The sequence below is a fragment of the Salinimonas profundi genome (assembly GCF_014750655.1).
Taxonomy (GTDB): Bacteria; Pseudomonadota; Gammaproteobacteria; order Enterobacterales; family Alteromonadaceae; genus Alteromonas; species Alteromonas profundi_A.
The window spans coordinates 579,080-591,877 of the sequence record NZ_JABBXD010000002.1 but is presented as its reverse complement, the minus strand read 5'-3'; the positions used below and the strand labels follow the sequence as shown (position 1 = coordinate 591,877).

Sequence of the window (12,798 nt, the reverse complement as noted above, 5' to 3'; positions counted from 1 at the left end):
GTTACTGGAGAGAAATATGAAGCTTTGTGCTGTTGGACTTCGCGGTATCCCGAATGTCATGGGAGGGATAGAGTCACACTGTCAGCAGTTGTATCCACGAATGGTTAAAGAGGGGGCAGATATTACTGTTATTTGTCGCTCACCTTATGTGGATAGTCGCAATAAGGAGTTTGAAGGCGTCAAGCTTCGCAGTGTCTGGACACTTAAGCACAAATTTTTCGAAACCTTTTTGCATACCTTTCTTGCCATTATTTACGCCAGATTTGTGGTAAAGCCGGATGTGCTGCATCTGCACGCCATCGGTCCGGCCCTGTTTACACCGTTAGCCCGGTTATTGGGAATGAAGGTGCTGGTCACCCATCATGGCGCTGATTATGACAGACAAAAATGGAACGCGTTTGCCAAAAACCTGTTAAAAACCGGCGAGTCACTGGGAATTCGTTTTGCCAACAAAACCTTAGTGGTAGGCAAGTCGCTTACTGCTCGGCTGCAGCAGGCATATCCGCGTCATGCCGACAAAATTTGTTATGTGCCAAACGGCGCATTGACCGGTGTTGATGCTAATTTGTCTGCTGACAAACTGCCAGGGGATCTGGATGTAGAACCGGGTCAGTACATATTGACCGTAGGCAGGCTGGTACCGGAAAAAGGATTTCATGATCTGGTTGAGGCATATCGCAAAAGTCATTCTGACCTGAAGCTGGTGGTGGTGGGCAGTGCCGACCATGAGGATGATTATTCGCGGGCATTACTGGAGCAGGCGTCGGGGAACATCATGATTGCCGGACGCCGGAGCGGTGATGCGCTACATGCTCTGTATAAATTTGCACGGGTGTTCTGCCTGCCTTCTTATCATGAGGGGCTACCCATTGTTGCCCTTGAGGCCATTGCAGCCGGTACGCAGGTGGTGATTAGTGATATTACGCCCAATACGGATATCGGCTTGCCCGATGACTGTTATTTTCGGGTAGGGGATACAGATCACCTTGCAAACAAGTTCAACACACTTGAGTCACTGAATCTGCAGATAGATCAGGCACGCTTTCTTGAAACCTTTAACTGGGACAATATTGCCGTGGAAACTTATGACGTTGTAAGGGGTTTAGTCGGAACATCTGGCGTGACACCGCGAAGGGCGAACTAATGAGCACGTACCGATGGCTATATCTTTATCCGTTTGAACATAACAACGGTTTTATTGCGCGCACCAAAGCGGTTTATGCCAAGCAAGGTTTTCAGATTGAACCACTCAAAGCATTATTTTCAAAAGATAATTTCAGTAAACGAGAAAAAAATACGGTGGTGCTTAACTGGTACGAAGACCAGCCTTTCAGAAAGGGTTTAAAAGGCTCTCGCCGTTTGCTGTTTATCGTCAGTTTTTTCATCAGTATCTTAGCAATGCGTTTTTTCAGCCACCGTATCATTTGGCTAAGACATAATTTTAAACCGCACAACCTGCCACGGGAAACCACATTGTTCCGCGTCACGGTCTGGCTACTTGATAAGGTTGCGCACCAGACGGTGACACTCGAACCGGTAAGGGGCATACCCGGGCAGGTCGTCCGTCATCCGTTGTATCAACCGGATGCGGGACTAAAGACTGTTATCGAGCAGACCCGAGGGCGGGCGCGGCCAATCAATTATCTCTATTTTGGCGTCATCAAACCCTATAAACGGTTAGATGCGCTGCTCAGGGCATGGCCAGCATCTGAATCATTAACCATTATGGGCAAGTGCGCTGATGAAGAACATACCAGTTTGCTCAATCAGATAATTCGCGAACGCAATCTGGATGTGCCCTGGCACAATGCTTTCATCGAACAGGATGATTTGGAAGAGGCGGTAGCAAGTGCTCGGTATGTGATTATTCCTCACGAGGATGGGGCGATGATCTCTTCCGGTACCTTCTATATGGCCCTTAGCCTTGGGGCGAATGTGTTATGTTTTGATTCGGAGTTTGGCCGTGCAAAGGCAGCTGAGTTCGAATTTGTACAGGTTTTGGATGCACAGCACCTTGACACCCAGTTACCAGCGCTTAGCTACACGAGCGCTGATACCGTGATTGAACAGGCAATGCAGAAATACGGCGACCAGGAAGTTCAGCTTTCCTGGCGAAAAGTGCTGTAGATTGTAGCAGGCTGTCTCGCTGACGGCCTGCCTGATCCGCCTGATTATGCGGCAGGTTTTATGGCCTTTAACTGCTGATAAATCTGCAAGTCAATGTCACAAAGCCGGGCGATCTGATTCATAACCTGATCGTTTGCTGTAATATCAGAGGATGCATTCTGGTTCGGGCTTTTATTCTTGCTGTCGATATTAATTTTTGTATCAAAACGCTGATTAAACTGATTTATCCAAGACGGCATATCATCCAGTGTACCGGCTACAGCAAATCGTCTTAAATTGGCAACAGCTGCATCGATGGCGGCTTCCGGATTGGCCAGTATTTGCTGACTGTCATTTATTCCTGAGAAATATCTGGCATAAGTGAGTCCGGCACTAATCCCCTTTTCTGATTCAATATATTGCTCAATATCCTGATCGTGCTTGAGCCATTCTGACTCTTTGTATCGGTTATAAACAAATTCAGAAATAAAACGGTCCACCGGATCGCGCAGTATCGTAAGAAAGTGCCACTTCTGGGAATATTTACTGACTACGGATGGGCGCGCTATGCAGTGTCCGTTAGTGTAGAGCATATTAGGCGAGTCCAGATGCGAGATTAACTGGCACTCTCTGGCAGTCATCATATCAATATCCAGAAGATCAGCGCTGACCCTGCTACTTTTAAGATCTATATGAGCTGCAAACTTAGTGGCTTTAAGGACGCTGGGATAGACCGACGCATAAATCGCCTTGGATAATGATACGCCTGCGCACTTAGGCACATGGCAGAAAAATATCTTCGGATACCTCGATAAATACTTTTCCGATTGCTGCTTCAAAATTTCTTGCACGATTCTTGCTCCTGTTCATGTACATCAAAGAAATTCTTTGGAATTTCCTAAACCGTCTACGCATTATATTTTTACTTCACAGGGAATCTATGAGCTATACAGTCAGCGTTGTCATTACCACTTTTAATCGACCGAATGAACTGAAAGAAGCGCTGGATGGCGTTTATGCTCAAATTGTTAAGCCACTGGAAGTCATTGTGGTAAATGATGCATCTTCCTTGCCATATGAACAGGTAATTGAAGCATTTTCTCATCACGACAATTTTATCTACAAACCCCTCGACACGTCATCTGGTGCAAATAAGGCGCGCAATATCGGTGTTGATACCGCTCGTGGAGATATTATCGCATTTCTGGATGATGATGATATCTGGATGCCAGATTACCTGTTGGAACATGTTCGTGCTTACGAGGAAGGTGCTGATGCCGTAGTAAGCGGTTATCAGAATCTGGGTAAAGAAGAAGAGGTGTTTGTTCAGCCCGACGACGTGGTTCAGGCTGACATTCTGCGTACAGGCAATCAGTATTGTGGGATGAGCGGATTCAGTATACGTCGTGAACTGGCCATTAGTGAACGGTTTGACGAGTCGCTGCCGAACGGGCAGGACTGGGACATGTATGTCAGGCTGCTGCAAAAAAACTATAAACTTGTGAACATTCCACGGGCCATATTCATGTATCGCTTTATGAATATGGATGGCATTGGCGCAAAGGTTGCCAAAATGACACCCGAGCAGGCCATCGTCAGGTTACGCTCTGCAGATAAACATCGGGCGTTTTTGGGCGAAGAGAATTACCGTAAGCGCGTCGCCGCGCAGCTTCTTGTGTACCTGCCACTCAAGCAACAAAAAGCCCGCTGGATAATGCAGTCGATAAAATTAGCAGGTCTGCGTGTGACGATGGAGCATATCGCCGCCGTATCTCTTAAAAAAGTGCGTCAGCGCGTTTAACCAAGCAAAGAGCCAAACATGGAATTGTACGAAGATCAGTTTGCCGATGAGCACGATTATCCCAATCAGACAGAAACCCGAAAAACACTGATCATAGCCTCTACGGTGCGATCAGGCAGTCATATGCTGGGGCATGCGCTACACGAAACCGGCGCATTCGGGTTTCCGCTGGAATATGCAAATACCAAAAACCTGAATCAGTGGAAGCTAAAGTTCGGTATTTCTGATACCGCAGAAGTGATGCGAAAACTGATGCAGCGCCGGACGTCACCCAACGGTGTATTTGGGATCAAACTACATTACTGCCATCTCGAAACGCTGGGTGGCTTCAGCGGTATCAGCGCGTTATTTCCCAATCCGCACTTTGTGTTGCTGACCCGCCAGGATGTGATGTCGCAGGCGGTTTCGCTGGCGGTAGCAAAGCAGACAGGGGCGTGGATCTCAAAGCAGGAAAAACAAAAACAGCCTGAATACCGTTTTGAGGATATTGATAACGGTCTGCGCAGAATTTTGTTTGAAAACAGTTCCTGGAAATACACATTAAGTGCCAATGGCGCCAAATACATGGATTTGAATTTCAACGACGTGAAAAGTAATACCGCAAATACAATTTTGCGTATTGCGGACTTGATGGAAACAGAGGTCGATAGTCACCGCATTCCGACAGCGCCTGTTACCAAAAAACAAAGCGATACCATCAACAAGGCATGGACGGAGAAATTTATCCGTGAGTTTAATGTTGATGACGAATTGTTGCGATTCAACAAAGAAAGCATTATTCGCCGTTTAAAAAAGCGGTTTTTATAACGCGCTTAACGAAGCGTAGAGACGCCACCAGATATAAGTAACAAAGGACAACAGATGTTTTATAAATGGGCCGAAAAACAAAAGTATGCCAAAGAGAAGTCGCTAATTTTCTGGTGGCAGTCGAAAAAAGATCCGCGGCCGAATATCGGCGACTTTGTTGCCTACGATCTGGTTAACAGAATCATCGCAATGAAAGGTAAGATGATTACGCACAAACTCAGCCACGATAACAAGCTGGTCAGCGTGGGATCCGTACTGCATTTCGCCAATACCAATGACACTATCTGGGGTACCGGCCTGAACAAAAAGATGGACGACAAGGTCAATCGTTTCAAGCAGCTTGATGTCCGGGCAGTCAGAGGCCCGCTTACTCGTGAATATCTGATGAACCGTGGTATTGATGTGCCTAAAATTTTTGGCGATCCAGCTATTTTACTGCCTTATTTTTACCCTAAGTCGCTGATGCAGAAAGGCGAAGCCAGAGAGTACATTGTTATTAATCATATGAACGATGATATGTCTCATTATGAGGGACATGAGGATGCGCTGGTGACACCTATGCAATATCCGGGGTCGTTCATAGAGTCCATTGTTAATAGCAAACGCGTCATCTCAAGCTCATTGCACGGGGTGATCATTGCCGAAGCGTACGGCATACCGGCGGTATTTCTGGACTCAAACAGCGGCGAGTCTATGTTTAAGTACGAAGATTATTATCAGGGGACCGGAAGAAAGGACATCCCCAAGGTAAGCTCCGTTGAAGAAGGCCTGCAAGCCGATATTCCCAGACCCCCTGATTTTACTCCCATTGCCAGAAAGCTTTATCAGGCATTTCCTTTCGATTTGTGGGGTGTCTAAGCCACAAAAACAGAAAAGGGTGCTGATAGCACCCTTTTTATTTCCTATAAAATTTCGTAGCAAATAGGTTTATAACTGAAATTATTCGATTCGCCGGCAGAGCACGCAGTCAGACCAACAATCATATCCATCTTAGCTTCGAAAACAGTGTAGTCGCCGGCTTTACTTTTGGGCGGTAAAACTGACAACTTCCCCTTTTCATCAATGGCCACATTCATAAACGTATTGAAAGTCGTATTGATTAGATGCTCAGGGATGCCGTAGGCAGAAAATGCTTTCGCCAGATTTCCGTGACAGCCCGGTACAGGCTCCTCGTCAGGGTAAAAATGGCGGAAAGTCGCCTTACTACACGGGGTGAGCAGAAAGTCATGGTCCTCGACGGTATCTTCAACGATTTCAAACATTTCATGGCTGTCATTAGAATATAACTTTGAGCCTTTGCCAAAATTTACGCTTTCGTTGTAGTCCAGAGAACGTCCTGATGATAAATACTCATTGTGATTACTGCTGTTAAACGCATACAAATCAGCGACCTGCTCGCCTTCAGGATCGATCACTTTCAATTTTTGTCCTGCTTTTAACTCAAAGGCGGTGCCACTTCGCGGTGCGATTTTATCCATTATTACGTTGCTCCTGATTCGTGTGAAACGGGCATTGCCAGTTTTCTTCTAACTGACGCCCACTATATTGCTTTGCTTCAGAATCACTACCATGATTATCCAGCATCGGATTATCGCCGCCACTGAAAACCGAATCTCTTTTGCGGATATGATCACGAAAGCTTTCAAACTTTCCTTCGCTACGCAACTGATCAAATTGCTGGTGAAGATTAAAGACGATAGCGGGAGAGTCGTAGCGCCGACTTTTGCGGCGACTTGCCGGGTTTAGACAGACAATGAAAAAAGCATGACCGCCCAGACTAAAGCTAAAATCAGCGTGGTCGGGATTATTACTTACGTGACTGTCCCAGTTATGTAATTGGCTATCAATGTCATAAAGCTGCTGTAGCTTGTCCCATAGCAAGCGCTCGTAGTGTCGCTCACCGTGATCCCAGGGGCCCTCGAACGTACAGACAAGCGAAGAGAACATGTCACTTTGAATGTTGAAGCTTGCGATGAAGCGATATAGCGCGTCGAGTATATCCAGATTATCCGAACTGTCCTGTAGAGGACCAAAGTGATGAAGGTGAATTTGATCTTTGTGTAGGGCTGTTTTAGCACCGATGCAGGGAAAACCTTTTTGTGCAATAAATGCTTTGAGGTTTTCTTCCTGCTGAGGAAGATAAGTTTGCATAATGTCGTCTCTGGTAACGCCAGTAAGAAAGAAGAGTGAGATACAACATTAGACTGGAAATATGCTTATTAGACCGGTGCCCGCATTGCGATTCCGGCAAACTGTGTACGGCGAAGAATAAGAACGCACTGATAAGCAAAGGCAAGTGCACATAAGGTTTCCATTGTCTGTCTCCATGGACTGGCAATTCTAAAATATATACACTGATTAAGCAGCTATTGTGCCAGTATTTATATTTGTTTATGACGCTGAAATTTAAGGGTTTTTGTTGATTTTCTATGTGAGAGGAACACAGTTTTTGAAAATGTGCGTGGGCAACGTGAAGGCATTACCCGAAAATTGACGGCTTCATTTGTCAAAGATGAACCGCCCGGGAGTGTGGGCGGTTTATCGTGAGTCATCGAAAATCAGGGCTCTACTGTTCCGGTTGTATCGGTGGGTGGTTTCTTTTTAATCGTCTTCTGCTTTTTTGAGCGCTTAAGCTCTGCCATCACTTTGAAGCTTTTGCGGCGAAAGAAAAGCAGCAATATTATCGTGTAGATAGCCGCGCCAGTGGCTACTAATGCGGCAATATTGATAAATATATTATCCAGACCATAGATATTGAATCGCTCAAGGTACAAGACAACACCATACATAATCACCGACGCCATAGAAAACATCCACGTATTGGCAAGCGCATCTTTAATTCCAATACCAAGATGCTTTTTAACCAGTGCAAACTTCAGGAATAAGGTGATGTAATTGGCGACTACCAAAGCGATGATTACGCCGTACAACCCCCATGGCACAGCCATCAGAGGCAGAGCCATATTCACCACCAGGTTGATCATGTTTAGTTTAAAAGCCTGATGCGGCATGCCACGGGAAATTAAAAGATTAGGCAGATAGTAAGCCATCACCTGAGTGGGAGCCATGATTGCCAGAATAGAGAGCAGATATGCGCTGGTTGTCCACTTATCCCCAAACACCAGCTCTACGAAGGGGTGGGCGATGGCACCCACACCAAAATAGACCGGAGAGACGAAGATTGCGGTCATGCCCACCATACGCCCAAAGGTCTGACTGAGATTATCGGTGCTTACCCGCGACAGGCCAGCAAGGGCAATTCGATTCAGCGGCTGGAACGTCAGGTTGTTGATAACCGAAAAACCCTGTCTGGCGACAGAGGCAAACGCAAACGTCGATGCACCCAGGAAAAACGCAATAATTATATTCGACGCTTTTTGCGAGAAAAAGTTAACAAACGACATCGCAATTAACGGCTTGGCAAATGTGATAATTTCCGGCAGATGTGATTTGTCGGTGACTTTCTCGGGTTTGAAATCAGAGCGCACACAAGTCAGAATTGTCGAGACCACGGCCTGAACGATTTTGCCGAAGATGATAGCCCATGCGCCATAACCGTCCAGTGCGGTGACAACTGAAACCACGCCGCCTATTAGAACTCCGACGGTATCGTATACCGCCAGCTTCTTGTTTTCGAAGTCACGTTCCAGTTTCGCTTTGTGTACCAGCCTGAAACCATTGGCAATCGGCACGATAGCCAGGGCCGCAATAAGCTGCGCAGCAAGTTCAGAATAGGTGTACCAGGCAATAGGCACAGCCACCACAAAGATAAGGCTGGCAATAGCCGCAGAAACCCCCATCAGTACCCAGAATGAGAGGCTGGCGAACTGATTATCCCAGTGTTTACGTTGAATGAGGTTCTGGCTGATGCCTACGGTGACAAATAGATTACAAAACTCAACGACCATCAAACAGATGGCAACAAGCCCGAATTCCTCAACTTCAAGGATTCGGGCCATAATAGCGTAGACGACGAAGTTAACAATCTGGGCAAAGCCATTGGCTGACAGATTGAAGAACGCGCCCGCTAAAGATTTAGCTTTTAATGACATGTACTGCGTTACTTTCCATGTTTAAAATATGTGCCGAAGACAAGCACAAAGCCTGCCTTAATTTATCAGCCCGTTGATATACGCGCCCTGTTGAGCGTTTTTCAGACTAAAATTGGGAATGTAATACGCATCATTGGCAGGAAACATAGCCTGGTCTTCACTATTGACCCAGCTTTCTGCATTTTTTGTATTCACCTCAGAAGGATACGCATAAGGCACGGCGATGGTTCCTTCCACTTTGGGCTCGCCCTTTTTTGTATTGAAAAAATAGTTGTTCACGTACCGGGTTTGTTCGAACTGCCTGGGATCATATACATTCAGTCCTACCATATTGGCGTCTTTCTGTGTGATGACGATATTATTCTGGGCGTGGGTATAAAATGTATTGTCTTCCTGAAAACGCGATGCGGCGATACCGTTTCGACCTACGGTGATAAGGTTGTGGTAAATATGGCTCTTGCCAAACGCACCAGCGAACAACCCACCCAGCTTAACAGCGGCCCATTGCTTGCCTGTTTGATCGCCCAGGTCGTGAATGTAATTGTTGAAGATAAACGACGGTCCGACCCGTGTCGGGATGGCGCTGACACCCGTATAGCTATGCGCAATGTCGTTATTGTAAACCAGCACGTTATACTGACCACCGTCTATCTCAATACTGTCATCATTGGCATATCTGAGCGTATTACCATAAATTGCCGAGTCTCTGACAAAACCCCCTAAAGGCTCACCATTTTTACGGCCTTCTATGACATCATTGAAGCGGTGCTCTGGCTTACCCTCAAATATATTGTTTCTTAGGATCACCTGACCCTTGTACGCAGGGTTGGGATGATTGGCATGTGCAAAAAAGGCATTTGGTCCTTTGGGGTGGCCATATCGCCAGTCGTTAGCCAACGCATTGGGGTCATGAATATGACAGTTTTCAACCGTGACGACACCACTTTGGCGAAGATAGATGGCAGAGTCATAGTTAATGGGCTGTGCATCCTCTAATTCATAAGCAACACCATTTTTAAGAATGTTAGCTGAGCGACCCCAATCAGAAATATCACACTCGTTTATCCAAATATGATGCGCTTTTTCTGCAAAAACACTATGGGTTCTGCCGCCTTTAACGACGATATTCTCAAAATAAATATAACTGTTATTCCCAATATCGATCGCATGCTTATTGCCGTCAGGGGCAACAATGGGAAGATTGGGATCACCCACAATCTTAGCCCAGGCACCCGGTTTGCCTTCTATGCCTAACGCTTCCAGATCCAGCGTCCCGCCGTTATAAATATCAGCAAGTTGGTAAACCTTGTCGGGATCGACAGGTGGTGTTTCAGCGCGGGTTGCCGTCTGGCGCATCAGTGTTTGCGAACTTCCGTCCGCCTGTTCCAGTCTGATTTTCAGCTCATAAGCCGTATCCGGCTGCAGATAGACTAACGGGCCGGTAAGGTGTGCGGTCACCGGCTCCCATTGCAGATCGTTTGCGCGCTGCCAGTCGCCGTTCGACGCATTGGCGCGGCGAAAATATACAGATGCTTTGGTATCTGCGGTCTGCCCGGCAATACTGACACTGAGCGATTCCATTAATGGCTCAATGGCGATACCTGCGCTATCGAAGGCCTCATCTGCATATAATTGGCTGGTAAGCACACCGGTAGAAGACGCCCAGGATTTAACCTGGTTTTCAGATAATGTGCTTTCAGCTAACAGGGCATGATAGAGCGCGTAGCGGTCAGCCGGAAAAAGTAGCATTGCAGCACGCACTAATTTCTGTGCATCACCTGTCTTCTGCTGCACCAGCGTTGTCGTGGCATCATACAACGAGCCTGTGTCCTTTAAAGCGGCAAGGATTTCAGCCGCGGCCGATGTTTCATCCGCCTGCAATTTTTGTAGCATGCGTTTGTATTGTTTGTCGTTTTTTAACGACACTACCAGTGCTTCAATGTCGCTGAGCGACATCTGCTGGGTTATCTGCTCTAGCGCTGCAGTGCCTGGTTGACCAGCCACAAATGCCTGTTGTGTTGATGTTGCTGCAAAGGTGGATGCAGCCGGGGTGGCAAGGAGTGATAAACCGATAATCAGGCGTGACAACCGTTTCGCGCGATGTAACAACATAAGCCGATACCTATAAACTGAAGCGAAAAAATGCTGCGCGTAAATGCCGCAGGAATGAAATATTAAGATACGCACAATGCCAGTGACGTCGGTGTTAAAAACGACTGCAGACTATTCTGGCAAAACATGCGTTAGGCTAGGTAAAGCAAATACTATGCAAAAGCGCGACTGGCCAATGCGTAACATGGCTGGATTGGCGATATCAGGCCTGATATTTTACTGATGTACCTAAGTCAGCAGCCCAGTATAAATCTTCACGGGCAATACGGTTGGCGCCGTCCGCAGAGAAAGAGTGCATGGCCGGGTAAGCGCTGGAGGAGGGCATTTTAAGGTGGTGGCAAAGAGCATAAAACATCAATCGACAGCGGTAACGTGATTTATCGCAATGCAGGTAAACACTGCCACCCTGTGTAAGAATTTGTCGTAATTCTGCAAGATATTTTTGCAACATAGCGACTTCTGCTTTTGAGCTGTCACGTATTTTTTCTATCGGTAGCCACACCCAACGCGTATCGAATAACTCACAGAGAGCTTTTATAGCATCGGCCTGCTCATCCGAAGTTTGCACAGTAGCGATGTGGGAAACCCCTTCGGCTTTCAGTGTTTGCATTAATGCATCATCAGGTCGTGGACCAAGACAAATCCGGCCTACACTGGTTTGAAACCAGCGCAGTGTGTTTGCAGCATTCGTGCTTTGTGTATCCTGAGAGAGTTCAGGCTGCTCCATACCGCGTTAACCCTTCAAACAACATAGTAATAAATGGAAAAATAATGACAGCTACAGCCGCCGATCACAAACATGTGCCAGATGGCGTGGGTATATTTTACCTTTTTTGCGACATAGAAGATAACCCCAATACTAAAGCAGAGGCCACCAGCAACAATAAGCCATAGACCTGCACCGGGAAGTGCCAAATACAGGGGGTAAATAATGCCTAACGCTATCCAGCCCAGCAGTAAATATGTGGCTACCGAGATCCGGGGAAACCGGTGTTGAGCAATCAGCTTAAACATCACGCCACCCAGCGCCAGTATCCAGACCAGCGCAGTCATCGTTATGCCCAGCCAGCCGCCAACAGAAACAAGCAAAAGCGGTGTATAGGTGCCGGCAATAAGCAGGTAGATGGCGCTGTGATCAAACAGCTTCAGCCAGCCTTTGGCACGCTGATGAGCAATTGCATGATATAGCGTAGAGCTCAAAAACATCAGAATGAGTGTCGTGCCATAGATAGCAGATACAGTGATGGCCAGGGGATCCTGGGCGCGCAGCAGTATAAATACCAGGCCTACAACAGCGGCGACAAGGCCGATACCGTGACTAAGGCTGTTTATCCATTCTTCTTTTGCTGAGTAAGCCGGGGAGGGTACTGACGACATTTAACAGGCACCTTTTAGCGTACAAGTGTTCACTGAATAATATACGCTATTGGATTACAATTCGATGAGTTGGACAGCAAAATTTATTTATCAGCGGAACACAGTGTTTCATCCAGCTCACTGGTAAGTTTATCCAGCAAGCCGACCAGCATTCTGGCCTCCTCATCGGTGATATTTTGTAAGTTACAGCGCATCTGATGAGGGATCGACACTGCCTCATCTTTTTTTTCTCTGCCAAACGGCGTCAGTGTCACGATACGACTGCGGCGATCGTTGTCGTTGAATGTGAAGGTAATGAAACCTTTTTTCTCAAGTTTTTTCAAAATCAGGCTCATTGCACCGCTGTCAACACGGGTATGCTCAACCAGTCTGGAAATGGTTACGGCGTCTTCTTCCCATAAACTCAGCAGGACAACATATTGTGGATAAGTTACATCCAGCTTGCTCAGCAATGGACGGTAAGCGCGATTAAATGCGTTGGACAATGTATAAAACCGATGACACAACTGATTTTTCAACGCGAGTGGATTATTCATATTTCAC

The 12,798-nt window shown here is 46.6% G+C and carries 13 protein-coding genes; 5 read left to right on the top strand and 8 right to left on the bottom strand.

Going from position 1 to position 12,798, the window contains the following annotated elements:
• The first annotated feature begins 16 nt into the window (after positions 1–16).
• Both HHX48_RS07145 and HHX48_RS07140 read left to right on the top strand, forming a co-directional pair.
• Positions 17–1,144 carry a glycosyltransferase family 4 protein gene (locus HHX48_RS07145; RefSeq protein ID WP_191023588.1) on the top strand — a complete coding sequence of 376 codons (1,128 nt, stop codon included), beginning with the start codon at positions 17–19 and terminating at the stop codon, positions 1,142–1,144.
• On the top strand, positions 1,144–2,127 hold the full coding sequence (locus HHX48_RS07140) for a glycosyltransferase family protein (RefSeq protein ID WP_191023586.1): 984 nt from the start codon (positions 1,144–1,146) through the stop codon (positions 2,125–2,127). The genes HHX48_RS07145 and HHX48_RS07140 overlap by 1 nt, the downstream gene beginning before the upstream one ends.
• Positions 2,128–2,171: 44 nt before the next feature.
• Here the strand turns inward: HHX48_RS07140 and HHX48_RS07135 are convergent, their stop codons facing one another.
• Positions 2,172–2,957 (bottom strand): sulfotransferase family 2 domain-containing protein, encoded by a 786-nt coding sequence (locus HHX48_RS07135; RefSeq protein WP_191023584.1) that lies wholly within the window; start codon positions 2,955–2,957, stop codon positions 2,172–2,174.
• Positions 2,958–3,046: 89 nt separating this feature from the next.
• On the opposite strand from HHX48_RS07135, the gene HHX48_RS07130 reads away from it, so the two are divergent.
• Genes HHX48_RS07130 through HHX48_RS07120 form a run of 3 tightly spaced genes read left to right on the top strand, consistent with a single transcriptional unit; the run spans position 3,047 to position 5,572 of the window.
• Positions 3,047–3,907, top strand: a complete 861-nt coding sequence (locus tag HHX48_RS07130; protein ID WP_191023582.1) for a glycosyltransferase family 2 protein — start codon at positions 3,047–3,049, stop codon at positions 3,905–3,907.
• Between the two features lie 18 nt (positions 3,908–3,925).
• Entirely contained in the window at positions 3,926–4,714 is a 789-nt protein-coding gene (locus HHX48_RS07125) for a Stf0 family sulfotransferase (RefSeq protein ID WP_191023580.1), read from the top strand.
• A 54-nt stretch (positions 4,715–4,768) separates the two neighbouring features.
• Positions 4,769–5,572: a polysaccharide pyruvyl transferase family protein gene (locus HHX48_RS07120; RefSeq protein ID WP_191023578.1), complete on the top strand. Its 804-nt coding sequence runs from the start codon at positions 4,769–4,771 to the stop codon at positions 5,570–5,572.
• 44 nt (positions 5,573–5,616) lie between these two features.
• On the opposite strand, the gene HHX48_RS07115 is transcribed toward HHX48_RS07120, so the two are convergent.
• From HHX48_RS07115 to HHX48_RS07085, 7 genes are all read right to left on the bottom strand, one after another.
• Positions 5,617–6,192 (bottom strand): DUF1989 domain-containing protein, encoded by a 576-nt coding sequence (locus HHX48_RS07115; RefSeq protein WP_223858094.1) that lies wholly within the window; start codon positions 6,190–6,192, stop codon positions 5,617–5,619.
• On the bottom strand, positions 6,185–6,865 hold the full coding sequence (gntA, locus tag HHX48_RS07110) for a guanitoxin biosynthesis heme-dependent pre-guanitoxin N-hydroxylase GntA (RefSeq protein ID WP_191023576.1): 681 nt from the start codon (positions 6,863–6,865) through the stop codon (positions 6,185–6,187). The genes HHX48_RS07115 and gntA overlap by 8 nt, the downstream gene beginning before the upstream one ends.
• A gap of 407 nt (positions 6,866–7,272) precedes the next feature.
• The gene (locus HHX48_RS07105) at positions 7,273–8,766 is read right to left on the bottom strand and encodes a lipopolysaccharide biosynthesis protein (RefSeq protein WP_191023574.1); all 1,494 of its coding nucleotides are present in this window, start codon (positions 8,764–8,766) and stop codon (positions 7,273–7,275) included.
• A gap of 57 nt (positions 8,767–8,823) precedes the next feature.
• Positions 8,824–10,878: a right-handed parallel beta-helix repeat-containing protein gene (locus HHX48_RS07100; protein ID WP_191023572.1), complete on the bottom strand. Its 2,055-nt coding sequence runs from the start codon at positions 10,876–10,878 to the stop codon at positions 8,824–8,826.
• Positions 10,879–11,080: 202 nt separating this feature from the next.
• Positions 11,081–11,605, bottom strand: coding sequence for a protein-tyrosine phosphatase family protein (locus HHX48_RS07095; protein ID WP_191023570.1), 525 nt, complete (start codon positions 11,603–11,605; stop codon positions 11,081–11,083).
• A 14-nt stretch (positions 11,606–11,619) separates the two neighbouring features.
• A complete protein-coding gene (trhA, locus tag HHX48_RS07090; RefSeq protein WP_191023568.1) occupies positions 11,620–12,255 on the bottom strand; it encodes a PAQR family membrane homeostasis protein TrhA in 636 nt (211 codons plus the stop codon).
• 83 nt (positions 12,256–12,338) lie between these two features.
• The gene (locus HHX48_RS07085) at positions 12,339–12,791 is read right to left on the bottom strand and encodes a MarR family winged helix-turn-helix transcriptional regulator (protein WP_191023566.1); all 453 of its coding nucleotides are present in this window, start codon (positions 12,789–12,791) and stop codon (positions 12,339–12,341) included.
• Between the last annotated feature and the right edge of the window lie 7 nt (positions 12,792–12,798).